General features: G+C 59.9%; 20 protein-coding genes. 8 read left to right on the top strand and 12 right to left on the bottom strand.

What is annotated here, in order from left to right; translation table 11 throughout:
* Positions 1-11: 11 nt before the first annotated feature.
* From GT019_RS18115 to GT019_RS18065, 11 genes are all read right to left on the bottom strand, one after another.
* On the bottom strand, positions 12-485 hold the full coding sequence (locus GT019_RS18115; protein ID WP_161744599.1) for a MarR family winged helix-turn-helix transcriptional regulator: 474 nt from the start codon (positions 483-485) through the stop codon (positions 12-14).
* Positions 486-678: 193 nt separating this feature from the next.
* Positions 679-6,360, bottom strand: a complete 5,682-nt coding sequence (locus GT019_RS18110; protein WP_161744598.1) for an S-layer homology domain-containing protein — start codon at positions 6,358-6,360, stop codon at positions 679-681.
* A 34-nt stretch (positions 6,361-6,394) separates the two neighbouring features.
* Positions 6,395-7,735 carry a glycoside hydrolase family 140 protein gene (locus tag GT019_RS18105; RefSeq protein WP_235948538.1) on the bottom strand — a complete coding sequence of 447 codons (1,341 nt, stop codon included), beginning with the start codon at positions 7,733-7,735 and terminating at the stop codon, positions 6,395-6,397.
* Positions 7,736-7,934: 199 nt separating this feature from the next.
* Positions 7,935-9,245, bottom strand: a complete 1,311-nt coding sequence (locus tag GT019_RS18100) for a carbohydrate ABC transporter permease (protein ID WP_161744597.1) — start codon at positions 9,243-9,245, stop codon at positions 7,935-7,937.
* 5 nt (positions 9,246-9,250) lie between these two features.
* A complete protein-coding gene (locus GT019_RS18095; protein ID WP_161744596.1) occupies positions 9,251-10,180 on the bottom strand; it encodes a carbohydrate ABC transporter permease in 930 nt (309 codons plus the stop codon).
* Positions 10,181-10,249: 69 nt separating this feature from the next.
* Complete coding sequence (locus GT019_RS18090) at positions 10,250-11,716, bottom strand: extracellular solute-binding protein (RefSeq protein ID WP_161744595.1); 1,467 nt, start codon at positions 11,714-11,716, stop codon at positions 10,250-10,252.
* Between the two features lie 274 nt (positions 11,717-11,990).
* Positions 11,991-13,604 (bottom strand): response regulator, encoded by a 1,614-nt coding sequence (locus GT019_RS18085; protein ID WP_161744594.1) that lies wholly within the window; start codon positions 13,602-13,604, stop codon positions 11,991-11,993.
* Positions 13,582-15,447 carry a sensor histidine kinase gene (locus GT019_RS18080; RefSeq protein WP_161744593.1) on the bottom strand — a complete coding sequence of 622 codons (1,866 nt, stop codon included), beginning with the start codon at positions 15,445-15,447 and terminating at the stop codon, positions 13,582-13,584. The genes GT019_RS18085 and GT019_RS18080 overlap by 23 nt, the downstream gene beginning before the upstream one ends.
* A gap of 246 nt (positions 15,448-15,693) precedes the next feature.
* Positions 15,694-18,162: a GH116 family glycosyl-hydrolase gene (locus tag GT019_RS18075; RefSeq protein WP_161744592.1), complete on the bottom strand. Its 2,469-nt coding sequence runs from the start codon at positions 18,160-18,162 to the stop codon at positions 15,694-15,696.
* Positions 18,163-18,506: 344 nt separating this feature from the next.
* Positions 18,507-19,331, bottom strand: a complete 825-nt coding sequence (locus GT019_RS18070; protein WP_161744591.1) for an NmrA family NAD(P)-binding protein — start codon at positions 19,329-19,331, stop codon at positions 18,507-18,509.
* Between the two features lie 130 nt (positions 19,332-19,461).
* Positions 19,462-19,914, bottom strand: coding sequence for a MarR family winged helix-turn-helix transcriptional regulator (locus tag GT019_RS18065; protein WP_161744590.1), 453 nt, complete (start codon positions 19,912-19,914; stop codon positions 19,462-19,464).
* 238 nt (positions 19,915-20,152) lie between these two features.
* On the opposite strand from GT019_RS18065, the gene GT019_RS18060 reads away from it, so the two are divergent.
* On the top strand, positions 20,153-20,569 hold the full coding sequence (locus GT019_RS18060) for a hypothetical protein (RefSeq protein ID WP_161744589.1): 417 nt from the start codon (positions 20,153-20,155) through the stop codon (positions 20,567-20,569).
* 47 nt (positions 20,570-20,616) lie between these two features.
* Here GT019_RS18060 and GT019_RS32300 read toward each other — a convergent pair whose 3' ends face one another.
* Entirely contained in the window at positions 20,617-20,751 is a 135-nt protein-coding gene (locus tag GT019_RS32300; RefSeq protein WP_268896070.1) for a hypothetical protein, read from the bottom strand.
* A 129-nt stretch (positions 20,752-20,880) separates the two neighbouring features.
* Between GT019_RS32300 and GT019_RS18055 the strand changes: the two genes are divergently transcribed.
* From GT019_RS18055 to GT019_RS18025, 7 genes are all read left to right on the top strand, one after another.
* Positions 20,881-21,336 (top strand): hypothetical protein, encoded by a 456-nt coding sequence (locus GT019_RS18055; RefSeq protein WP_161744588.1) that lies wholly within the window; start codon positions 20,881-20,883, stop codon positions 21,334-21,336.
* A gap of 40 nt (positions 21,337-21,376) precedes the next feature.
* Entirely contained in the window at positions 21,377-22,129 is a 753-nt protein-coding gene (locus GT019_RS18050) for a plastocyanin/azurin family copper-binding protein (protein WP_161744587.1), read from the top strand.
* A gap of 24 nt (positions 22,130-22,153) precedes the next feature.
* Positions 22,154-23,110: a plastocyanin/azurin family copper-binding protein gene (locus tag GT019_RS18045; protein ID WP_161744586.1), complete on the top strand. Its 957-nt coding sequence runs from the start codon at positions 22,154-22,156 to the stop codon at positions 23,108-23,110.
* Between the two features lie 78 nt (positions 23,111-23,188).
* Positions 23,189-23,764 (top strand): RNA polymerase sigma factor, encoded by a 576-nt coding sequence (locus GT019_RS18040; protein ID WP_161744585.1) that lies wholly within the window; start codon positions 23,189-23,191, stop codon positions 23,762-23,764.
* On the top strand, positions 23,761-24,552 hold the full coding sequence (locus GT019_RS18035; RefSeq protein ID WP_161744801.1) for an anti-sigma factor: 792 nt from the start codon (positions 23,761-23,763) through the stop codon (positions 24,550-24,552). Before GT019_RS18040 ends, GT019_RS18035 begins: the two co-directional genes overlap by 4 nt.
* A 321-nt stretch (positions 24,553-24,873) precedes the next feature.
* The gene (locus GT019_RS32025; RefSeq protein WP_235948536.1) at positions 24,874-24,984 is read left to right on the top strand and encodes an iron chelate uptake ABC transporter family permease subunit; all 111 of its coding nucleotides are present in this window, start codon (positions 24,874-24,876) and stop codon (positions 24,982-24,984) included.
* 74 nt (positions 24,985-25,058) lie between these two features.
* Complete coding sequence (locus GT019_RS18025; protein ID WP_161744584.1) at positions 25,059-25,754, top strand: metal-dependent hydrolase; 696 nt, start codon at positions 25,059-25,061, stop codon at positions 25,752-25,754.
* The last annotated feature ends 495 nt before the right edge of the window (positions 25,755-26,249 follow it).

Raw genomic sequence — 26,249 nt, 5'->3', positions numbered from 1 at the left:
CGCTCCCATGGTTAGTCTTCCGAATCATCCGGGTGTTCAAGCTTGTCCCCGATATGCTGCTGAATGCGAACGAGCAGCTCCATCATCGCGTCGTATTCCGCTTCCGAGATGCACCGCTTCACTTCCGCCGTTACGCGGTCCTCGATCGGCGTCGTTTCGGCGATCACCTGTCGCCCGAGTTCGGTGCTGAACACGAGAAACGATCTCCGGTCCCGCTCGCCGGGCTTCTTATAGATCAAGCCCTTCTTCTCCAGATGATCCAGAATGCGCGTCACGGTCGGTTTGTCCTTGCCCGTCCGGTCGGCGATCTCCTTCTGAATCAAGCCCTGCGCGCAATCGATCTGGTTCAGCGCGGACCATTGCTCCACCGTAATGCCGTAGGCATGGAGCCCTTGCTGAAACAAGGCCGTCAGCTTCCTGTGCGTGACGCCCATCAAAAAGCCGATCGGCAACGGACGATTGACGTTCTGCCCTATTGTAGTCATCTGCGTTCATCCTTCGCGGAATTTAGTTGTTAAGACAACTATATGTGAAACAACTTCTTCTGTCAACAGCAGCACGCATGCTTATTCTTAGCATCGGCCTATTCTTGCCCCTTGATGCCGCAAAACGAAATAAAGCCCTCAAGTCGCAATGACTTGAGGGCTTCGGGCACACTAACAACGGCTGCGAGGATGCTTATTTCCGGTTATAGATCCGGTCCATCAGCACGGCTGCCTGCGCGCGCGTGACTTCGCCTCTAGGCAGCAGATTCTTGCCGTCGCCTTGCAAGAAGCCGGCTTTCGCGAGCGCCGCGACGTTCTTGACCGCATAGGGGGCGATTTTCGAAGCGTCGGCGAACGCCTTGAGGTCGGCTGCCGTTCCGTCAGCCGCCGGCTTCCCTGCCGCTTTCAGGCCTCTGACTACGAGCGCGGCCATGTCCTGGCGCATAATCGGCGCGTCGGGCTTGAAGGCGTTGCCGCCGATGCCGTTCGTGATGCCGAGCTTGCGCGCCGCGCCGATCGAATCGTAGTAAGCCGATGCCGAAGGCACGTCGCCGAAATTCGATTCGAAGCGCGCGGACAAGCCGAGCGCCTTGACCAAGGCATCTACGAATTCCGCTCTGGAGATGCTTGCGCCTGGTTTGAACAGGGTATCGCCGGCAGCAGTCAGGATGCCTTTCGACGTCACCGTCTCGATTGCCTGCTTCGCCCACTTCAGGGCGGCGATGTCCGTGAAGGTCGTTTCGACGTAAGCGACGGCATAGCGGCTAAAGTGCGTAGCCGTGAAGACCATGGACTTCGAAGCCTCGTCGTACCGGCCGTTCGGCACCGGTACCGCATGGCCGGATTCGTCGACGTACCAGATCGCGAGATGATCCGGGTTCGACTGTTCGGCCGCGGACGGCGCGTACGGGATCGACACCGTCACCGGCGCGTCCGCGTTGTTCCAATGCACGGCCTTGCCGTCGACCTTGACGGTCACTTCGACCGCCTGCTTCGCGCCGGCGCCAAGCCCCGCCGTATCCGCCGTGCCGATCGTCCATTCGACGGTCGAGGCGCCTTGGATGTCCTTCGCGTCGAACAGATGGAGCGGAAGCGTCAGTTCGCCGGCGGCGGTGCGGACGATAATCCGGCGATCGGCGTTATCCGTTGCAAATAACGATGCCGGCAGCTGCAGCGCGTAAGCCTTCGCGCCGTTCACCGCTTGGAGCTCGACGGTCGCGGTCCGCGCGTCTCCCGATTTTTCCACGGCTTTGGCGAATTCGTCCGCCGTAATCGCGCCTGTCGCCTTGCCGTCCGCCAGCTTTGGCGATACGCCGATGACCGCGTCCGTGACCGTGTTCGGGCTGCCGGGAGCGACGATGACCGGACCGCCGCCGCCCGCGTTTGCATCCACGCTCAGCAGGTACGGTTTCTCCTGCTCGAGGGTGAAACTCCCCATATCCGCCGTGCCGCCGTTGATCAGCTCGCTTGCCGTGCCCGCCGGCCGGCCGTTCACTTCGATGCTGACCGTCTTGGACGCGACGGAGGTATCGTAATTCGCGATATCGATCAACAGCTTGCCGTCATAGACGGCGCTCTGCCATTCGACGCCGTCGACGATGGCCCCCGTGCCTGTGTCTTTCAGCACCACGTTCATCAACCCGAGACCGGAGAGCTGCGCTCTGACGGACTGCAGGATCGCCCCGGAATCCGCGAGCACCTCCGAACCGGCGAATACCGCGTCGCGGTCGTCCGCGTCCAGCGGCCGGTTGTTCTCGTCCTTGCTCAGCGAATCGCTGCCGACGATGACGACTTTTCCGCCGTTCTGAACGAACGATTTAATCGCCGCCAGCGTGGATTCGCCGACGTTGGTCGCTTGCGGCACGATGAGCAGCTTATACGCGCTCAAGCCGCCGGCTTTCGCTTGCTGCTCCGACACGAAGCCGGCTTTCTGGCCGCTCAGCGTGAGCGCGGTGTGGGCTTTGTCGATCGCATCCTGATAGCTTCCGGAGTAAACCAGGGACGGCAAGGAATACAGGATCGCCGCCTGCGGCTTCACGTTCTGCAACGCCGTTACTTCATACGCCAAACGGTTAAGGTCCAGGTTTAATTTGCCGATCGTTTTCACGACGTCCGGACGTTCCAGCACGCTGCCATAGAAGTCGCTGTTCGGATCGTAGGATCTCTCCCATACCCAGATCGCCGATGCCGATTTGCCGTGTACCGCCGATTGGAACAAGGAGGTTTCCACGTGTCTGGCCTGCTCGGGCGAGTACACGGTATCCCTGTCGCCGATCACGTGGGTCTCCGAGTTGAAGATCGGCGCCTGCCGCATCGAATTTTGCAAATCGTAGAACTGGTTTTCCTTCGTATAGCCCGTAATGCCGCTGCCCAGGTAATTCCAATTGTCGTCGCCGTTCAGGTCGCCGAACTTGCTGAAATCTTCCGGGTCGACCCCGAAGGACACCGCGTCGTCCAGCTTTGCCATGATTTTGGTGCTGGTATGCAATTTCGGCGCGAGCTTCTGAATGATGCCGGCCATCCATGCATGCCAGTCGGAGAAATACTTGTTGTTGAATACGGTCCAATCGTAGAATTGCACCGTCGCCGTCTTGCTTGCCGGCATCGCGACGTCGTCAAACGATTCGTACGTCGTGCCGTATAGCGCGTTCAAACTCGCGATATCGCCGTATTTATCGGTCAAGAATTGATGCCATGGCGCTACGGCGTAAGAATCGGTGCGTGAATCATACGTCGGCTCGTTGCTGATGACGATGCTTTGCAGCGATGCATAATCCTGGACCATCGGAATGATCGTATCCAGGAACGCTTCGACGATGGCCCTCGCTCTTGGATCGTTGACGTTATAGTGCAGGAAGCCGCCGTTGTCGTTCTTGAGATCCGGCCACTTCTGCAGCGCCCAACCCGGGAAATAATGCGGCGACAGCAGCAGGCTCACGGCCACGTTATGCTCTTCCGCCGATTGCAGGACCGGAAGGACGCTGGATTCGATAGCGGCGGTAGAAATGCCGAACGCCTTGCCGCTTCCCTCTGCCGGCGCCATAACGGTGCTGTCCGGGCCGATCTCCATCTGGATGATATTCGCGCCGAGAGCATTGAATTGCGGGATGTCCTTCTGCGCTTGGCTGAAATGCCCATAGCCCGTGAAGAAGATCGGACGCTTCGCCGCCGGATCCGACGCCGATGTTTTCATATCGCCGATGAACGACCCGCCTTCGATCGTCGGTTGGCCGGACACGTATTTCGGCACGGCCAGGGCTGTTTTCGAGCCGTCCAGGTAAGCCTTCAAATTCGTTTCGGCTTCTAGGTACAGCGATTCCAGCTCGTTCTCGACGTAATCCGCGCGGCTGAGCAACGAATGGCTGATGTCGTCCTTGCCGTATTGGATGAAGTTCTTGATGACCGTCAGATTCACCGTTTCGTAATCCGTGGCAATATGCCGCGCTTTCGCTTGATCAAACAAATCCTCGAGCGCGGGAAGCTTCGCGTTCAGCTCATCCAGCGCGGCCGTTAATTTGTCGGCATCCCTCAAAATCGAGACTTGGATGCTCGTTTCCTTCGTTACGCCGCCCTTGCTGACCGTTGCCGTGACCGCTTGCTCGCCGGGAGCATCGAAGGTGACGGGGATGGTCTTCTTCACGACTTTGCCGGCCGGTACGGCGACTACCGTATCCACATCCCCAGCCGGTACTTTCACTGCGAAATCCGCGGTTTCCGTTCCGAAGTTAGGCAATGTCAATACATAATCGTACGGGGTGTTCGAGATCCCGTCTTGCGGGCCATGCAGCGCAGGCGACCACGTCGTGTCCGCGTCCAGCAGCGCCAGCGAGCCCATGCTCGTGGCATCCTTCGGCGTAACGCCGATACCCGGCGTCCATTCGATGTAGCCGTCCCGGCCCCCGCCGTCGTTATCGTTGATCAGGAGCGTGAACGGAACGTTGCCCGTCGGCGCCTCGGCCAGCGCGGCCAGCCACGGCATCGCGATGTCATAGGTCGTGACCTTCGCGCTCTCGTCGCGCGATGCTTTCAGTTTGACGGAATCGACATCGAGCTTGGCGCTGCCGCTGCTCCATCTGAACTTGCTGAGCGCGCCTCCGTTATACGAGAATCCGTATTCCGGACCGTAGGCGTAGCCGTCTTGGGAGAAAGCCATCTGAATTCCGTCGCCCAGCCAAATATCGCCGCCCGATTTGTCGGATTGAACGTTGTCCTTGACCTTCACGTGCAGATAGAGATTCGCATCGTCATGGGCAAGCGAGACGTCTGCGGACAGGTCGTCATCGCCGGTCCAGCCGGACATTTTCACCTGCTTGCTCGCATTGGACGGCAGCTTGAAGGTTGTTTGGCCGCTCCAATCGCTGACGAAGCCATCCTGGCCGACGCTGGCCGGCTTGTTGATCCCCGCCACCATGCGGTCGAGCGTATCCGCTACGTTGCCGTTCAAATTGAACAGCTCTTCGCCCGGCGCGCCCGTTCCGATGGTGTATTGATACGCGGAAACCGCGCTCTTCGAGCCGCCGATCTCCGCATAGGCTTTGATCACCGTCGTGTCTTGAACGATAATCGGCGTCGTATACGTCGTCTTCGTTCCCGAGGTTCTCGGATCCGAGCCGTCCAGCGTATAGTAGATTTGACCGCCGGCGGCCGGCGTGGACAACGTTACCGGCGTACCGGGCGTCACCGCCGATGATCCGGGCGAAGCCGATACCCCTTGCATCTCGTGGGTGAGTACGCGCAAATTGTCGAACTTGTACTGCAAAGAGGTTCTGTTTTGAATCGAGCCGTCTTTGTTGTACACATAAAATACGATATACGTAAGGGATGAACGATCCCCCGGAACCTTGGCAAGGTCCAGCGAGTACGTTTTCCAGTTGTCCGATCCCGTCGTGACGGTCCACGGGCTTTGCGAATCTTGCAGCGTTTGAGTCGGGATGGCGTCCTCGTAGAGCGCGGCATCCGCCCCGTTCACGAGCTTGAAGCGGATCGCTTCCATATCGCCCGTCGTCAGCGTGCCGTTCGCGTCTCCCATTGGCTTAAGATCGAACTTCAGCGTGGACGCGTTCGAGAGATCCAGCGGGTTCGCCGTCATATCCCAATGGATTTCTTTCCATACCGGAATGCCTTTCGGATCGGCGATCGGAACCGTCATGCTTAGCGATTGCGCGCCTTCGGTCTTGTCGGACAGGTCGGCGGCAGCGGCGACGTCGCTGGTAGGCGCCCAGTCGCCTGCCTTATCGAATCCGTTGACGAGCTTCTCGACCAATGGCGGCAGCGGCTCAACCGCGCGCAAATTGTCGAATTTGTATTCAACCGACGTCCGTTCGTTCAAATTGCCGTCTTTGTTGTACACATAGAATACGATGTAGGTGATCGATGCGCGTTTGGCTGCCGGAATGCCGCTCAGATCCAGTTCGAACGTATTCCACTCGCCGGAGGTTTGCGCCGGAATGTTATCCTCGTAAATAGATTGTTCTTGCGAGGCATCCACGAGCTTGAAGTGAACCGGCTCCGCGCTGGTCGATTGCGAACCGACGGGCTTCATGTCCAATTTCAAGCTGGTCGCCGCCGATAGATCCAGCGGGCTGGCCGTGGTATCCCAGGAAAGCTCCCTCCAGGCATTATCCCCTTGCGGGACGGGATACGTGACGTCCAGCGATTGCAAGCCTTGCGTCTTGTCGGCCGTATCGCCGGTTTTGACGATGCCGCCGTCGTTCGCTGCCCAGTCGCTTGCATTCTCGAAGCCGTCGATCGCGACTTCCTGCGTCTCGGAAGGAACCGTATCCGCGAAAACGCGGCTCGCCGGCAGTGCGCCGAGTCCGCTTGCGCCGAGCAGCAAACTGGCTGCGAGGGCGATGGAACTTGCTTTTCTCAACATGAGGCACCTCCGTTATAGTAGATGGATCGCATTCTTAAGGGGCTGGATACCCATTGGAAGCGTCGTCGAGCATCAATACCCAGTCATCCGTTCTGCCGGAAGAAGGCGGCGCGAACCGTTCTTCACCCGAATTGGTTACCGTGCAGGCAGCAAACGATTCTCCTGTCCGCGGGTCGAACCAGCGGACGGCCAGCTCGCTGCCGGGCAAGCTGCCGAGCCGGCATACGACCGGCAGTCCGTTCGGGCTGTAGATGAAGGCGTAATCCTTGCCGCGGCAGGCTTGCAGCCGGCAAGCGCCGGGATAGTTGGAGACGAGCAGGCTCTGATCCGGCACGCGATCGAGCGTCGGCCGCGAAGCCGCGAGCCGTTTGAGATGGGCCATCTGATTCGCCCCCGGCCGCGAAAGCGTTTCCGACCAAAGCATGATGAACGTGTCCGTCGTCTCCTTAGTCATGGACCACACGCAGTGATGGCCATAGGTATGGCCGAAAGCGCCGGCGAACACGGCGAAGTAAGCGGCCTGCCGGACATCCTTCGCATCGAAGAAGCCGTTCTCGATCCGAAAGCCGATCGGATGGTCCTCGTAACAGGGCTCAGCGTCCACGACCGGTTTTGCCGGACTCAACCCGTAATCCTTCGTGATCAGCGCCTCGTTCGGATAGTTCAATTCGTAATGGCTGGACTGGATCATGTTGAAGTCGAGCCAGTCCTCTTCATGCATGTACAAGGACGAGCTCTGCTTGCCGTTCGGATGAAAGGTCATCAGCTGCTTGCCGCGGGCAGCTTTGCGGATCGCTTCCGCCATCGCTTGGATGACGGAGAAATGCCGCCGGTTCGTCAGCTCCCGGTCGCCGCCCAGCACCCAGACGATATTGGCGCTTGCCCCGTATCGGCGCCCGATCCAATCGCCGAAAGCCGCTGCGTTATCCGGACGGAATATTTCCGGGCCTTTGCCCCAGGCTTGATTGATCTTGTCGCCCCAAGCCGGCAGCAGCCCAATGTACAACCCGTATTCCGCCGCTTTGTCGACGATATAATCGACATGCTCCCAATAGCCGTAATCGCCTTCCGCGGCCAAATCCGGCTGCAAGGGATCGTATTCGCCGTCGCCGTTCTTGCGGAGCGGATGCCTGTTATAGGCATTGCCGGCGCCGGCGCCGTCCAATTCCGCCAGCACGACGGCCAAGATAACGGTGAAGCCCTGCTCCGCCCGACTGCGGAGATAGAGGTCCGCTTCCGCCCGGTCCAGCTTTCGGAACAGCTGCCAGGCCGTATCGGCCAGCCAGAAGAACGGCGTTCCGTCCGCTTGGATCAAGTGGCGTCCGTTATCGCTGATGCGCAGCGGCTGCATCCTGTTTCTGTTGATCTCCGCCAATTTAACTCCCAACCTTTCGCAGTTCGTCGTACGGCTTAATCGCCCGATCGAAACGCATCCCAATATTATGTGAAGCGCTTTCATAAACGTTCGGTTATGAAATATTCCCTCCCGAAAGCGGGGGCGGTCGAGCCGCGCCATCATAACGCTGCGGACTCGGACGCGTTGAAACCTGCTTCGACGAGGTCACCCCCTTCGCTCAGCCTTTGATGCCCGTAAAATTAATGCCTTTCTCGATCGCGCCCTGCGTGCCCATGAAGACGAGCAGCAGCGGGATCATGGAGACGACGCCGCTTGCGCTGATCCAGTTCGCGCGCGGATTCGCGCCGCCCTGCAAATCATTCATCGCAACCGTGAAGGTCCAATTATGCGGCGATTTCGTGACAACGTACGGCCATAAGAAATCGTTCCACACCGGTATGAACGTCATGACCGCCACGATCGTAAAGACCGGTATGGACATGGGAATCACGATGCGCACGAACGTCCTGAATTCCGAGGCGCCATCCACGCGCGCCGCTTGCAGCAATTCCTTCGGAAGCTGGTCGAAGAAGCCTTTGAACAAGAAGATCACGAAGCCCCAAGCAAAATGCGGCAGGATAATCGCCCAGATATTGTCCACGAGTTTCAGCTTCTGCATCAGCAAGTACTGCGGAATCAGCACGGATACGCCCGGAATCATGATGGTCATCAGAAAGTACATCAGTACGATGAACTTGGTCTTCTTATTGCGCACGAGCTGCGAGAGCGCATAGCTTGCCATCGCCCCGAAGACCAGCTGCCAGACGATGACCACGGCGCAGACCAGCAAGCTGTTCAGGAAATAATGATAGAACCCCAAGCTGACTTTGGCTTCCGAGGCAAGAATGTTCAAGCTGCGGTAACTGTCGAACAAGCGGACCCAGTTGCCGGACTGCTCCAAGGACGTTAGCTTGCCGTCGAGCAGTTTACGGTCGCTGAAGAAGGTCTGAAGATTCTTGCTTAAAGGTTTATCCGACAGCGTGCCGTCCCCGGTCTTCGCTTGCTTGCCTTGACCGTACCAATTGAAGTCCGACAACCCGCTTGCCTTGATTCTCGGCAGCTTGGCTTTCATGACGGTGTCGTTGAATACCTGCGTCGGCACGATAAACGGCTGACCGACGGAGAAGCTCGCGGACGTCGTCTTCGAACTGTACAGCTCATGCCCGTCCTTCACGCCCTTGATTTTGATTTCCCCGATATTTTCCCGGATATTGGCCATCCACGGGAACCAGGTTGCTTTCATGGCATCCTTCAGATAGAAATCCTCGTTCTGATCCGGCTGGCCCGAATAATCGAGCGTAATCGAGATCGATTTGGGAATGTCGGGAATGAACTTCGGCGTCGTCGCATCAATGGAATCGTTGTCCATCAAGGACGTAAGCAGCAGCCAAACGAGCGGCAGGACGCCCAAAACGATGAAGACGATCGTTACGATATACGAGGTGACCGCGAGCTTGCGTTCGCCTTTCTCTTTGATGCGGCTGTTCATGTCGCTTAGTCATCCTCCTTCTGCAATCGGAATTGAACGATCGTCAGCACGGCGATGACGATGAACATGAAGAACGAGAGCGCTGCCGAGATCCCGAATCTGGACTGCACGAATGCCGTTCGCTGAATCATGAGGGCGACGACGAGCGAGGCGTCGGCCGGCCCGCCTTGCGTCATCACGAAGATATTATCGAACGATAGCAGGACGCCGGACATGAAGCCGACGAATTGAATCAGGATGACGAACGTGATGTTCGGCAAAATAATGATGACCATCCGGCGCCAAGGCCCGCAGCCGTCGATCTTCGCCGCTTCGAACAATTCGGCGGAAATCGATTTGATTGCCGCGTAGTAAAGCAGCACGCTGATACCGCCTCCGGTAAAAAATCCAGGAAGCACGATCGCGAGCTTGGTCATGTGCAGATCGTTCAGCCAACCGTACGGTCCAAGCCCGATCTTGGCCAGCAAATAGTTGAACAGCCCGCGGTCGGGATTGTACATCCATTTCCATAGCAGGACGCCGGCCACGACCGGAAGTACGCCCGGGATTTGGTACAGTACGCGGTAGAATGCATTCCACCGCTTGACCTGGCTAAGGAACAGCGCCTGTGCGATCGGTACCCAGAATACGATCAAGACGGACAGGACGAAGAAAATCAATGTATTTTTCATGGCCACCCAGAACGTCGCGGATTTCAGAAATTCAAAATAGTTGCCGAGTCCGACGAAGTTTCCTGGCGGGTTGACGATATCGTAGTTGAACAGACTGATATAGATCGCATCGAAAATCAGATAATATTTGAAAACGAAAAAAACGATAAGGGACGGCAGCAAGAAAAGGATCGGCGTCCAACGAATTTTAAACGTCGCGCGCGTACGCGTTTGCGTCTGCTCGCGTATCACAGTATCTTGTTTCAGCTCCAATTGATTGCCCATGTCCGCACCACCACCTTATGAAAACCATCGGGATTTCCGGTTCGGAAATCCCGACTTATGAGTTCAATGCTATTTATTGGCTCCCGATTTCAGATCGGCATTGTATTTGTCGATGACTTCTTTCTGCGCAAGCTCTTGCGCTTTCTTCAGCTCCGTCGCCGGATCCGCGTTCTGGTCGAGCAATACTTTCTGGATCGGCTTGACGAGGTAGCTGCTGAGGCTGCTCTTCAAGAAGTACTCCAGATGCTGGTCTTTCGCGGATTCGTTGACGGCATCCAGGTAATCCTGCGGAACGTCCTTGATGTACTGGGTGACGTCGAAGTCCTTCAGCACCGTGAACGGGCGCACGCCGAGACCGTTGTCGACTTTGAACTGGCCGAGGGCGTCGTTATAGTCCTTGGACATGAAGTACATCGCGTATTCGAACGCCGCCTTCTGCTGTTCCGGGGACGATTTGGGATTCAGCATCGAGAAGCTGCCGCCCACCTGCGCCGGCGCCTTGCCCGAAGGACCTGCAGGGAATGGAGCGAAGCCGATGTCTGCCGGGTCCATGCCTCTGCCCACGAAGTTCGTGAAGCTGTCGGACGTGCCGATGATCATCGCGGAACGGCCGCTGTAGAAGTCCTTCTCGTTCTCTCCGATATCCTGCACGACGTTTTTCTGCGTCACTTTGTATTTCCATTTCAGGTCTTTGTAGTATTGAAGCGCTTTAACCGCCGCGTCCGACGTGAAATCCAGCTTCGCCGTGCCATCCGGCAATTGCTCCGTCAGATCGCCGCCCGCCTGCCAGACGTAATATTCGAAATGCCAATCCGCCCAGTCCATGCCGAGAATATCGAAGCCGGTGACGCCGGGGTTCTTGGCTTGAACGGCCTGCGCGTCCGCCGCGAATTCTTCCCACGTCTTCGGCGGCGCCGCGATGCCCGCGTTGGCGAACAGCTTCTTGTTATAGATCAGGCCGCTCGTATACATATCGTTCGGAATCCCGTAGATTTTGCCGTCTTTGGAAGCGAGGTTGAACGCGCCGTCGATGAAACGATCCTTATCCGGCGAATTGTTGACCATATCCGTGATATCGGCTGCGATGCCCTTCGGAATATAAACCTGCATATCCGGAAATGCCGCCGAGGAAAGGTCCGGGCCTTCGCCGCCGGCGACCGCCGTCAGGAACTTCTCGCGGACGTCCGGCTGCCACGCCTCGACGTGCTTGACCTTGATGTTCGGGTGATCCGCATCGAATTTGGCGAATTGCTCTTCGATGAACGACTTGCCCGGATCATCCGGGGAAGGCTGGTCCCATACCGTGATCTCGACGACCGGGTCGGCCGCGTTGTCCCCCGCGTTCGCCGCAGCGTTCGTCGAAGCGTCCGTGCCGGCGTTGGCGTTCGCCGCAGCGTCGTTCGTCTGCGTCGCCGCGTTGTTCGCGCCCGCCGCGTTATCTTCTTTCTCCGAGCCGCAAGCCGACAGCAGACCGGCTACGATCGTGGCGGCAACCAGGACGGAAGCCGGTTTGTTGATTCCCCCATGTTTTTTCATGCGATGCCTTACCTCCTAGTGATATGTCCGATTGGTTTTTCGTTACAAGCTAATCATAGCGGGAAAGCCCGTGGCCGTTAATGGAAATAACGTACTTGTGCGCTATGAATATTTTGACGAAGCGGCGATGCTCCCGCGATCGCGAAAGCCGCCGGAACCTTTCTCCGGCGGCTTTCGAATGTCCAGTCGTTCGGTCTTGCGCAAGCGCCGGCAAGAATCTGGCGGCAGCCGCGTCGGCTGCCGCGTGCCGCATCCCCCGTCGCGCGCGCATCGGTCAGCTGGACCGGTACTGGTTCGGCGTCATGCCCGTCGTCTTGCGGAACACGCTGCTGAAGTACGCGGCATCCTTGAAGCCGACCAGCTCGGCGACCTGCTGGATTTTGAGGTTCGGGTCGCGGAGCAGCAGCTCCGACTTGCGGATTCGGGCGTTCGTCAGGTAGTTGACGAAGTTCTCGCCGAAGCGCTCCTTGAAGCGGCGCGAGAAATAGCTCGGGTGAAAGTAAAAGCGTTCGGCGATCATCTGCAGGTTGAGCGGCTCGTGCAGCGACTGGTCGATGAACAGCTTCACCTCGTCGATCGCGCTGTACTCCGAGGAATGCCGCAGCTTATAGAGATGGCCGACGATGTTATGCACCATCTCGATCAGGTGCTCCGGGATCTGGCGCCAATTCGCCAACCCCTGCAGCCAGTGCAGCAGATCGTCCAGCTCGCCGATGATCCACTCGGGGATGCTGGTCTGCGTGAGCAAATATTTGCGCAGCAGCAGATGAAATTCCACGCAGAAGCTCTCCAGATGCGCGAAATAGACCCGCCCGTCGGTCGCGATCGTCTCGACCCGCTGCCCGATCCACGCATTCAGCGCCCCGGCGTTGCACTCGTTCAGGCAGCTGAGCAGGAAGGCTTCGTCTTCGCGGGAGATGACGGAATGCGGGGCCGCCTTGACGTATTCGGTATCCGCCGCGTAGACGCGGCCGGTACCGTAGATGATCCGGTTGCGCAGCGCTTGCTTGGCTTGCTGGTAGGACTGTTGGATGACCTCCATCTGGCGGACCGCGGTACCGCAGCCGATCGTCGCCTCCAGCTTCAGATGGCGGCGGATGCCCGCCAATATCTCGCCGAGCTCCCGGTTGAACGTCTCGGTTTCGACGGGCGAATGTCCGCCCAGCACGTAGACGAGCTCGTTCTCGTGCATGACATGCTTGAAGAGCACGCCTTCGCGTCCGTTGGCGTCGAGCACGGTGGAGATGATGTTCTGCACGGCGAACCAGAGCAGCTTCCCGTCTTCCGGGCGGAAGGAGAGATGCGGCAGCGCGACCGGCTCCAGCTGGAACACGACCGCCGCGAAATGGCTGCACTTGGCCTTCATCGCCTGCAACCGTCCGTCGCGGTCGGCCGCGCTTTGTCCGGCGTCTTCGCCGTACTGGATGAGCTTGCTGAGCATTTGATCGCGAAGCGACTCCTCGCCGCGGCTTTGCAAATGCTTGACCTGCTCGCCCAACGCTTGCTGCCGGACGCGCCATTCGATTTTGTGGATGATCCGCGCCAGGCTTTCCTTGAGCTCGTCCCTGTCCACCGGCTTGAGCAAATAGTCCGTCACGCCGTATTGGATCGCCTTGCGCGCGTATTCGAATTCGCCGTAGCCGCTGACGACGATGAATTGCAGCTCCGGCATGGCCCGCAGCGCTTCCTGAAGGAAGGCAAGGCCGTCCATCCGCGGCATCCGGATATCCGTGATGACGATGTCCGGCCGCTCTTCGCTCAGCTTGGCGAGCGCTTCCATCCCGTCGCCCGCTTCCGTGATGACCGTCACGGGAAGCCCGGTCATCTGGATCTTCTTGCGGATGCCTTGGCGCATCAGCTGTTCGTCATCGACGATCATCAATTTCATCGTGTGCTTCCTCCACCCGCATTTTTTTGACCGACACCGTCGCCGTCGTCCCCTGATCGTCGCTGCTGTGCAGGGTTAAGCCGTAATGATTGCCGAAGACGAGCTTGATCCGGTACTGCACGTTGAACAGCCCGATCGACGACGCCGAATTGCTCGCGTAATTTTGCTGCTGGCACTGTTCCAGCATGAGATGAAGCGCCTGCAGCCGCTGCGGCTCGATACGCGGCCCGTTGTTCCAGACGGTGATGACGGCATCGGTATCCGACAGGCTATAGGCGCGGATACGGATCTCCCCGCCCGCGGACAGATGGTCGATGCCGTGAATGAAGCTGTTCTCCACGAGCGGCTGGAGCAGCAGCTTCGGGGTCAGGATCGTCTGCAGCCCTTCTTCCATGTCGATCGTATACGTCAGCCGGTCCGCGAACCGGATCTGCTGGATGGACAGGTAGATCTCCAGCTGGCGGATTTCCGCGTGCAGCGTGGACATATGCCCGGCGCTGATGTTATACCGGAACATTTTCGCGAGCGAGGAACTGATGATGCTGATCCGGTCGTCGTCGTGCAGGGCGGCCAGGCTGTCGATCATGCCGAGCGTATTGTACAGGAAATGAGGATTGATCTGGGATTGCAGCGATTTGATCTCCGCATCCTTCTTGACCAGGTCAGCCTCGTACACCTTGACGATAAGCTCGTTGATTTCCTTGGCCATCTGATTGAAGCGCCGGACGAAATAGCCGATCTCGTCGGTCGAGGTTACCGGAACCGCAACGCCGTAATCGCCCTTCTCGATGGCGACGATTCCCTTCTTGAGCTGCTTGAGCGGGGTGATGATCTTGGATGACAGAACGCTGGCGATGATCATCGCCCCGAGCAGGCAGACCGCGCCGATCATCAAGGTGCGCAGCGCCAGCTCGTTGACCTGCCGGAGCAGGATGCCGAGCGGGATCTGCCCGACCAGCACCCACGACGTATTGTCGAGCTTGTTGGACACGAACAGCGTCTTCTCGCCTAGATGGTCGGCGTAGAGATACCTGGAGGTGACGTGATAACTGAACGCGAACAACCGGTCCAGTCCCGTGAGCCGTTCGCCGAGCGATTTCTCGTTCAGCGTGAACATGACCCTGCTGTCCGCGGAATCGACCAGCGCATACTGCCCCTGTTCCTCGCTGCCGATCTCGCCCAGCCAATCCTTCAGAAAGTCGGACGAGAGCCGGATGAACAGCACGCCGACGACGGGGTTATCCGAATTGAAGTCGATCGTCTTGATCGCCTGCGTGAAGATCAGCGTCCGGACGCTTTTCTTCGTCCGCGGATCGATGACGACCGTGGGCAGCCACGCGCCTTTGCCGTCGTTGCGGATTGCAATCGTTTTCAATTGTTCGAAATCCTGGTCCAGGCTGTTCACCTTGCTGATGCCCCCGGACGTGAGCCGGTTGCCGTTCATTTGACTGACCATGATCAGGTCCGCGACGGGATTGCGCGAGAGGAACTGATTGAATTTGGTGGAGTAATGGCTGTACGTTCCCGGATCCGCCCCGAGATGTTTGACGAACTGCTGGAAGTCCTTGTCCCCGAAGTACTCCCAAGCGAAATTCTTGATGTTCGTCATGTACGATTCCAACGTAGCCGCGGACTGGTTGCTGATCTGCTCCATGTTCCCGATCGCCTGCCGCTTGATGTCGGACGACGTCTGCACGTAGTAATCCAGTCCCAATGTGACGACCGTGATCGAGATCGTGACGAAGAAGCAGAACCATATTTTCCGGTACAAGGATTTGGTGATGAAGCGATAGGGAAAAAGCAGCATGCGGGTCGTTCTCGGAAAGCGCTTGGTTGTCGTCATCCGCTCTATTCCCTCGTCTCGCCATGTGATCGTATCGGGCAGAAGCTTGCCATGAGTAAATTATAGAGCGGACGATCGCGTTATTTCATTAAATTTTTTACGATCGGGTATGAAAATATTGAATCTTTCGCCGGGCGGAAAGAATCGGGGGGACTTTCAGAAACGATTAGTTAAATTTGGATATGATTAGGACACAAAAAGAGACAGCGCGTCCGCTGTCCCTTTTTCCGTTATCGCTTTGACGTCCTACGCCCCGGCCGTCCGCGTCATCGTCCTGCCGTTCACCGTCACGTCGCGCAATTCGCCGTACAACACCTCGAGCTCCCATTCCGCTTCCCCGGTGCGTTCGACGATCGTCTGCTTGTAGACGCCCCACGCCGTCCCGGTGCTCCAGAAGCAGGAGAACGCCTCGCGGAACAGCTTCGGCGCGAAGGACATCGTCCCGGCGACCAGGTCGCACCGGTAACCGCTGAGCGCGGGAAGCAGCGCCCAGCTTGCCATCGATCGGGCGTAATGGTTGCCGCATTCCACCTCGTTCCACGGATTCCGGCGAAACCCGTCATGGCGTTCGCGCAGCGCCTTCACGATCGTCAGCCCTTCTTCGAGGCAGTCCTCGTAGATCAGATGCGCCGCCACCTGGTATTCGACGCCGGTCCATACCTCGTCCGAATAGATGAACGGAAACTTCGGCCGGCCGCCATGGGGCCAGGAGCAGAGCAGCAGTCCGGACTCGTCGCCGAGCGCGTACGCCCGCTGCACGTTCGGATGGTTCGAGAAGTCCGTGCGGAAGTTGTAGCGGTACACGGAACGCAGCGCTTGCTTCACGTGCGCCTCGGGCAGGACGTAGCCCAGCCCGGCGACATGGGCCATGAACTGTCCGATCAATTGATCGGACAGGCAGCCCGTCCCTTGCTGGTACCGGTAGGCATCGACGTCGTCGAGCCGCTGCACGTAATACTCCCCGCCCCAGAGCATCGCGTCCATCGCGGCGCTTCCCCGCTCGCGCGCCGCGGCGTAGAAGCCCGCGCGCTCCCCGTCGCCCGCGTAGGCGGCCATCTCCGCGCCGGCCTTCAGCGCGGCATAGAACATCGCGTTCGTGAGCGAGTTCGGCCCGAAAAATTCCACGTCGTACGTATTGTGCTGCTCGCTGTCGAGCACGCAATCGCCGTCGGAATCCCAGTACCCGAACGCGAAATCCAGCGCCAGGCGGGCCTTGGGCCACAGCTCCAGCATAAACCCGTCGTCGCCGCTCAGCTTCCACTCCCGGTACAGCCGGACGATCGTGCCCAACTGCCCGTCGGCGGCAGGCACCATATCCCAACGTTCGCCGCCGAAGACCCGGTTCGTGCGAAACGCCATGCTGCCCCGGTCGTCCGTCTCCAGCAGAAATTCCACGCGCCGCATCGAGCGTTCGAGCGACGGGAACAGAAAGGCCATCGTCTGCGCGTAGTTCCATACATGGGTGCAGGAGCCCTCGCAGCTGCCGCGATGATCGAAGCCGCCCTCCCAGCCGAGCAGCGTGCCGTCCCCGATGCGAAAGCAGGTCGTGCTGCGAATGACCGTGATATTGGCCGCCAGCGCGTCGAGGACATAATCCGGCAGCGTGCTGCCGAACAGCGCGCGGCGGAAATCCCGGGAGCGGCCCTCGAGCCGGTCGAGGTTATCCAGCAGATAAGCGCCGGCGTGCCACGCGTCCTCGAACAGCGTCGCATAGTAGTTGCGCTCTTGCCCTTCCTCGCTGCTTGCCGGCAGGATATGCCCCTGCCAGTTCTTCGGCCGATTCGGAAAATGCCAGGTCAACGCGAATTCGAACACCCGCTCCTCGCCCGGCATCAGCGTATGACGAATGCAGACCGAGCCGTAGCGTTCCTTCCCGCCCGCGTGCAGCTTGCCCGTCCCCGCTTGCGTATCCTGCCACGCTTCCAGCCGTCCGTCCTCGGCGAAATCGTTCCAGAACTCCTGGATCCCGTCCCACCAGGCGCCGGGCAGCCATTCTTCCTTCACGGTCGCGTTCGCGTCGCGGGTCATGAGCGCCAAGGTGCCGTTCCGAAGATGGCCGGACGGAAGGTCGGGCGAATAATAATAGATGCCCTGCTTCCCTTGACCCGAGCGGTATTCGTTGCGGACCTCCCCGGCCAGCCGCATGTTGTGGAACAATTCCCGTCCCTCGTAACCGGCCGCGTTGGCCAGCGAACCGGCGATCGACACGTCCACGGCCCGCTCGGACGCGTTCGTCACCCGGTAGCGGATCATCGCGCCCGGTATGCCTGAATCGTCGGGATTCAGCGGAATAAACGGCGTGAACGCCTCCAGCGTAATCTCGACCGGCAGGTCGCGGTCCGTAAACGCCACCTCCGCGAACGGATACTCCCCGCGCAGGCTCGACGCCGCAAGCCTCGGCAGGCCGGCCGTTTCGTCGGCGAAGAAGCCGTGCGAATGGGCAAACGGCGGCGCCAGCTTCGCTTCGAGCACCTTGGCCACGGCCGCGTCCTCGCCGGCTTGCGTCCGGATGGCGAAGAACGAATACGGCAGGGCATTGCCCTTGCCCTGGCTGTTGAACAGCTCCCAGTCGCAGAACTGCCCGCGCGAGCCGATCGAGACATTGCCCGTGCCGATGCCGCCGAGCACAAACTTCGCTTCCCTCGCCTCATGCGTATACGAACGCTGTGGCCCACTGCGCAGCAACTCTTCCTTCGCGTAGATCGGAATGTCCATGAATCGTCCTCCCACTCTCTCTTAACCGCCTTACCAGTCAGGATAAGACATCGGGGAAGCCGCCGAAAGCGAATATTTCAACTCGTTGCCTGGAATATCTTGATTGTTATCGCGGTTGATGGCAGAAATTCCTCGCTCCAAAGCGCCGATTAGCCGACCGCGGTCCGAACGGACGCGCGCGAGCTTGATCCTGCGTCAGCCTATGCAATATGCTACGAGGAGGCATCCGCTATGCCTGTGGACCGAACAGCCGTGCGATCGCTGGCGGCGTCGGGACCAGCGGCGACGATTGGCGAATGCCGATCGCAGCTGCGATCGGACGCGGAGCGATGCCTTCATCGCGCTTACGGCCGGGCGTTCGGACCGAACATCGTCCGCACCTCGTCCCGCATCGTGCGGAGCGGCCGGCCGGCAAGGCGCGCCAGGTCCTCCGAAGTGAACCGCATATCCGCGAGCGCCAGCATGCGGTAGACCGGATTCGTCAGATCCGGATTCGTCCGGTGCACGACGCGGCGCCCGGTCGATGCCGCGACGGCCCGCGCCAGATCCTCCGGTTTCCAGACGCGCGGCGCGGTCAGCTCGTACGTTCGGCCGTCATGTCCCTCCTCGGTCAGCACCGTCGCGGCGGCCGCGGCCAAGTCTTCGCGGGCGGCCGTGTTGAACGTCCACTCTCCCGGCGGACTCCATAATTCTCCGCTCGCCGCCGCTTCGCGGACGCCGAGAAACTTTACGACGTCCATGTAATAGGCATTGCGCAGGATCGTGCTCGGAATCTTGGACTCGCGGATCAGCTGCTCGGTTTGCAGATGCAGCCGATGCAGCGGCAGCCGGCCCTGCTCCGGCCGGACGATGCTCGTGTAGACGAGATGCCGGACGCCGGCCTGCTTGGCGGCTGCGATGGCTCCCGCATGCTGGCGAAGACGGACGGCATCGTCTTGATGGGGCGACGAGATCAACAACAGCTTCGTCGCGCCCCGAAACGCGGCGCCCAAGGAATCGGGAACGTCGTAATCGCCATGCCGGATCTCGATGCCTTGGCGCTGCCATTCCGCGGCCGCTTCCGGCTTCCGTACGCTGACGGCCAAGCTCGAAGCAGGCACCCGATACAGCAGCTGTTGCAATACAAGTCCGCCCAAATTGCCGGTCGCTCCCGTAAGCACGATTCTCATGATTAGTTTCACCCTTTTAACCTAATTAGTTAAACATTTAACTAGTTGCGCGAACGAAACGACCGCATTGAACGTCGTCGTTCAACGGCCGTTTTCGCTCTGGTTTACCGATTCGCGGGCGCGGTCGTTTTCATTCCTCGTTCCTTTGCAGCTTGCGCAGCAGCGCGAACAGCTGCTTCATCTCCGCTTCTTCCAACCCTTTCATCCGGCCTTCGATCGTCGCTCGATTCCCGGGCAGGAGGTCCGACAGGATACGCTCGCCTTCCGGAGACAACACGATCCTCCGCTTCCGTCCGTCCTCGGGATGGCTCGTGCTATGAATATAGCCGAGCTCCTCGAGCGGGGTCAGCAGCACGCTGACGTTGGCCTTCGTCACGCCGATCCGGCCGGCAAGCTCCGACGGCAGTATCGCGCCGCCCGCCTTGGCGATCTCGACGAGAATGCGGATCCGCGCCCCGTTCGTTCCGTTCGCGGACCAATATCGCTCCGAAGCGCCGACAAGCCCGGCCGTCGTCTCCACGAGCGCGAAGAAGGTCCGAACCGCAAGCGGCTGCTCCGCGACGTAATTCCGGATATCCGTCATCCGCGCCGCCTCCATCTAGTTAAATGTTTAACTATAATTAAAATAAGGGAACCGAAAGCCGTTGTCAATCACTTCTATCGCCGGCAAAGCGGAAAACCTGAATATGGATTCTCGCATCAAAGCAGCAATGACGAGAGTCGGGCATTTCGCTTCCGGATAAATGGCTATACTGAAAAATACGATCCAGCGCTGCACGCTTGAAGTCCGCCTACGAGAAAAGAAGATTGGAGCGCTTATGATGTACTTGGATACCCTCAACCGCCAGTGGCGCGCGTTCATGCTCGGCGCCGGATTCGAAGAAGCCGCATCCGTCCGGCTCACGAATACGGCGAAGCTTACCGGCATTCAAGGCATGAACGGCGCGTGCCTGCTGGAATTCGAACGAGCCGGCGCGCGGCATCATTTCTACTCTATGCCCGGCGAGGCGGACGAGCTCCGGAGGCTCGACGGCGCATATGCCGCCGCAAGCTGGCAGGACGCGATCGGCATTCAAGGCGCAAGGGCGGATGCCTTCGCGAATGCCGCGCATGCCTTCGTGGCCCTGCATCTCCCCGGCGTGCAAACCTCCGTCGATTGCAGCGGCGGCCTCCGGCAAGCCCAGGATCGGATACGCGACATCCGGCTGGCGCAGTGGCGCCCGTCCTCTCGAAGCTAAAGGGCTGCTTGTACATGACAAGCGGCCCTTTGGCTTCGATGGTTCGATTATTGCCCGTCGGCCGCCACCAGGCCGACCTCCTGGCACAGCACGATCAACTGATGGACGCCGTAATATTGCCTGCGGTTGCGCTCGTGAATCGTCTGCAGCGCGTCCTCGGTCACGCTTTTCGCTTTTTCCACGCTCCTCACCGCCTGCACGATCTCCCCGTCCGAACAACGGCCCGCAAAATAATTTCCGCCGGGCTCAAACCGCTTCCGCCTTTCGTTCGTTTCTCTCATTGATGTAACCATGCCAAGGAGGAATGAAAAATGAAAGGTCAACGTTTTGGGCTGTTAAGCCTGCTGTTCATGCTATGCTTCGCCATGCTGGTTCCCGCGGGCGTCTCCGCCGCCGAATCGGCCCCGGCGACGGTTACGACGGACGGCGACACCGCTGGCAAGCTGGGCCTCCTGCTGGGCGACGGCAACGGCGTGACCGCGGATTACCTGAAGAAATCCGCGACGCGCATTCAAGCCGCGATCATCTCGCTTCGCCTGCAAGGCCACCTGGCGGAGGCGGAGGCGTTCAAAGGCAAGGAAAACTTCTCCGATGCCTCCTCCGTCGGCACGAGCAACCAAGCCGTGCTCGCCTACCTGAAAGCGCATCCCGAGCTCGGCTGGAACGGCACGGGCGGCGGCAAATTCATGCCGCTCGAGAAGATCAGCTCCCAACAGCTGTACAATCGGCGATTGCCTGAAATCGTGGCCGATCTACGATGCGCCTAGCCTGCAGATTCCTTCGACGCTGAACGCCGCCGATTTCGCCGTGCTGAAGCGCGCGGACGGCACGGAGCAAACGACGTACAAAGGCTGGCCGCTCTACTATTTCGCGAAAGACCAAAAAGCGGGCGACACGCTCGGCGAAGCGGTCGGAGGCGTATGGTTCGTCGCCAAGGCCGATTATGCCGCGATGATCGGGGCGTCTCCGACGCTGGGCAACTACTTGACGGACGCTTCGGGACGCACGCTGTATTACTTCGACAAGGACACGGCCGGCAAGAGCAACTGCGCGGGCGACTGCCTCGTCAACTGGCCGGCCTATTCGGCAGGCGGCACCGGCGTTCCGACCGGCGTGAACGCGGCCGACTGGGGCACGATTACGCGCGCGGACGGCAGCATGCAGTCCACGTTCAAGGGCTTCCCGCTGTATTACTTTATCAAGGACGCCAAAGCCGGCGACACGCTCGGCCAAAACGTCGGCAGCGTCTGGTTCGTCGTCGACCCCGCCAAGTTCACGGGCACGACGGCGCCTGCGGTTCCGGCGGCGAAGACGTATCACGTCGACATCAAGGATTACTCGTTCGGCTCGGGCCCGCTGACGGTGGAAGCCGGCTCCAGCATCGTCTTTACGAATTTCGACGACATGAAGCACAACGCCGTCGCGGTTAACGGCGCCTTCTCCCTGCCGCTGCTCGCGAAGGGCGAATCCTACACCATCACGTTGGATAAACCGGGTACTTACGATTATTACTGCCAGCCGCACAAGGCGTTCATGACGGGTCAGATCATCGTCAAATAACACGGGCAAGGAGGTACGAACGCGATGACATTGCACCCGCATCCAGGAAAACGCCGTTCGACGCCAGCCATTATCGGCCTCATGCTTATGATCTGCTGCCTGATGCTCGCCGCCTGCGGCAATTCGGACAGCTCCGGCAACACGAACGATACAAGCAACGCGAACACCGCGAACGCTGCGGACAATATGAGCGGCATGAACAATGCAGGCAATGACGCGACCGCCGCAGACGGCAGCGATACCGCCGTCCAAGCCGGCTCGAACGACGGAAGCGGCCAAACCGCGGACAACGGCGGCGGCGCCTACGGCTCGAACGCGCCGGGGGGCTCGGGAGATGCCGCCGGCGGCCAAACGCCTGCCGCTCCCGCCGATCCGGCGCCGTCCTATTCGGACGGCAAGCCGGCGACGCCGGCCGCGCCGGATAAGGGCGGCACCGATGACCACCCTTCCGCGTCGGACGCTAACGACGACAAGGCTGCCGGGTCCTCCAAAGGCGACGACGACAAGCCCGCCGGCACCGACGACCATCCTTCCGCCTCGGACAACGACGACAAGGCTGCCGGGTCTTCCGAAGGCAGCGACGACAAGCCCGCGGCGACGGACGCTGCCAAAGGCGCGACCGAGGATAAGCCGAAGCCCGGCGAGGACGACGGCAAGGACGCGGCGAAGCCGCCCGCGAACGCGGGCAAGGACGATGCCAAGCCGGCAACGGCCGAAGATGCCGCCAAACCCAAGACCTATACCGTGGAGATCAAGGATTTCGCTTTCTCCCCCGCCAAGCTGGAGATCAAAGCCGGGGACAGCGTCAAATTCATCAACCGCGACGAAATCAAGCATACCGCCACGTCGGTCGACAACGTGTTCGACACGGATCTGCTGGCCAAGGACGCGTCCAAGACCGTCACGTTCAAGGACGCGGGCTCGTTCAGCTACAACTGCACGCCGCATCCCGGCATGCAGGGCGTCATCACCGTCAAATAAATTCGCGCCGCAAGACTGTCGCTCCGCGCGGATTGCCGTTACAATGAAGACCATAACCTGCCTGTCCTGGAGGCTGCCATGCAGAACCTGACCGATTACGAATTGATGCTACTCATAAAAGGAAAACAGCACGCCGCGCTCTCCGCGCTGTACGACCGGTATGCGGGGCTTGTCTATTCCTTCGCCTGGAAAGCGCTGAAGGAGGAAGCGGCCGCGAAGGACGCCGTGCAGGCCGTCTTCCTCCGGCTGTGGACGACCGAATCGGAGTACGACCCCGGCAAGGGCAAGTTTACGAACTGGCTGCTCACGATCGTGCGCAACATCGCGGCCGACATGCTGCGCAAGCGGCGAAGGGAAAACACGGGCATCGTGCATTATTTGAGGGAAGACCTCGAGCGGATTCCCGATAAGCGAACCCTGTCGCCGGAAGAACGGGCGGAGCATCAATTCGTGAGAGAGCAGATCCGAAGCGCGTACCGCTACCTGAGCAAGCAGCAGATCGCGCTGCTCGAGCACTTCTACTGGCAGGGCTACACGCTGAGCGAGCTGGCGGCGCTGTACGACCAGCCGCTCGGCACGATCAAGAACCGATTGCATCAAACGCTCAAAATATTGCGAAGACATCTGTCTGCGGAAGGAGTAGGAACGGGATGACGGAACGGGGACGAACGCCGGTTTGCGAGGATTGCCTGAGCTATATAGCCGGCTTATGCAGCGAAGAAGAAAAACGCGTATTCGAACGTCATCTCCCTTCCTGCGAGAGCTGCCGGCAGGAGCTTGAAGATTTGCACATCGTTTGGGAGGCACTGCCGGCCGCTATGGATATGATGGAACCGCCTGCAGATTTGAAGCAGCAAGTGATGAACGCCGTTCGCGCGGCGGATCGGGACACCGCGGACGGAGGCGTGAGCCGAGACGAATTCGTGCCGCCGGTCGAGCGCCCGGCAAGCCGGCGTCCGCGGGGAAGAAAGCCGATGGTCGCGATTCTCGCGGCGTCGGCGTCCGTCATCCTGCTGTTGTCGCTTTGGAATATCCAGCTGCGCCGCGAACGGGATGCCGCACCGCTGCCCATAGAGAAAGCCTTGTCCGTCTCCGCCTCCAACATCGATCAGGTGGTCGCGCTGAAGTCGCAGGCGCCCGAATCGGCCGGTTCCTCCGGCGTCGCGTGCATCATCGACAACGGGCGCAGCAGGCAATTCGTCGTCTACCTGTTCGGGGCCGCCGCGACGCAGGGCGATGAAGCTTACCAGGTATGGCTCGTCAAGGACGGCAAGCGCGCCAGCGCCGGCACGTTCCGGGTCGGGCGGGACAGCCGCGGCATCGGGCTGCTGGCCATGCCGATCCAGGGCGGCAAGCTCGACTTCGACGCGATCGGCATCACGCTGGAGCCGGATGAGCACGGCAGCCAGCCGCGCGGCGAGAAGATGTACGGTTCGGCGTAACCGGGACGCGGGAACTTTCGGCTGCGCCGGAAAACGACTGGACGCTTCGCGCGTTAGAGGTAATAATAAGCGCATGGCCCATCGTCTCTATCGATCATCATCGATCGCGATATCATCGACGCCCTCCGCATGGCCGACCGGCCGCGCGGGGGGCATTTTATTACGCGACGTCAGCAGCGCGGCATGCGCCCGTCCGAGCTGCGGCGCAAGCGTGTCCGTCGGCGCCAAGCATCAGCGGCTGATCCCGCTCGCGGCGCTCGTCGGCGCCGAACCGCTGCTTGCCGTCCTCTGCGTGTGCTGCTCGGCGACTGCCTCGGACGCGTGCTTATCGTGCCGCGCGAGGTGCCCGTCGGCATCATGACCGCCGTCATCGGGGCGCCGTACTTCGTCTATCTGCTTCGCCGCGAGCGCCTGCAGCGGCAGCGACGTTGAAATCGCCTCCCGGTTATGTCACTATTAACAAGGTACGACAAATAGTGAGTAACGAAACAAAGGAGCGCGATCTAGTGAAAATCAATTATCATGGTCATGCCTGCATTCAAATCCACACGGGCGGCAAATCGCTAATCATCGATCCTTTTCTTAGCGGCAACCCCGCAGCCAAAATCAAGCCGGAGGACGTGAAGGCCGACGCCGTGCTGCTGACGCACGCCCACATGGACCATATCCTCGACGCGGCGCCGATCGCCCAAGCCAACAACGACGCGCCTGTCGTAGCCATCGTCGAGCTCGCCGCCTACATGTCCTGGCAAGGCGTGAAGAATACGGTCGGCATGAACATGGGCGGCACGTTCGACCTGGGCTTCGCGAAAGCCAAAATGGTCCAAGCCTTCCACAGCTCGGGCATCGTCGTCGAGGAAACGAAGCAAATCCTGTACGCGGGCATGCCTGCCGGCTTCCTTGTGTTTGCCGAAGGCTTGACGATTCTGCACGCGGGCGACACGTCGTTGTACGGCGACATGAAGATGATCGGCGAACGCCATCCGATCGACGTCGTCTTCCTGCCGATCGGCGACCACTACACGATGGGACCCGAGGACGCGCTTCAGGCGGCGGAATGGTACAACGCCAAGCTGACGGTACCCGTCCATCACAGCACGTTCCCCGGCATCAAGCAGGATGCGGAGCTTTTCGTGCGGCAGCTGGAAGAGCGCGGCCTGAAAGGCAGAGCCGTGGCGCCGGGCGACGAGTTCGAAGTTTAATGCTGTCACGCGGTTTACTTCGGTCGCTTGGGGTTTGCTTCCTTAACGCGAGGTTCAATGCCATGACCGAGGTTTAACCTCTTCGCGCGCGGTTAGTTGCTGCCGCAGCGAGCTCGGCGACATCGTCGCTGCCGAACAAGCCGGAATTCCCGTCATGCGGAATTCCGGCTTGTTCGCGTAGCGCGGCGAATTCGATGAACTGCCTGGAAAGCCTGCCTATCATCGACAGGCCGGACGACGCGCCTGCCCTGTAGACCCGCACTGCTGGCCCGCGTCCGATTGAACCGCCGCCTTGATCGTGGGCAAGCTTCGGTGCGGACGCCTCGCAGGGGGAGCAGTGATTCCTTGCCCTCCCTTCGCACGCAACGCCGGCCCGGCGGAGGCCGACGCGCTGCATGCAAAAAAGCTGTCCCCTCTGTGGTCATACCCCCGTCAAGTAGACAAATGAAAAAAGCTAAGCAGCCAACGCGCATCGATACTCAATCGGTGCGCGTT

The organism is Paenibacillus glycinis (assembly GCF_009909185.1).
GTDB classification, from domain to species: Bacteria; Bacillota; Bacilli; order Paenibacillales; family Paenibacillaceae; genus Paenibacillus_Z; species Paenibacillus_Z glycinis.
This window is presented reverse-complemented; position numbering and strand designations above follow the sequence as displayed.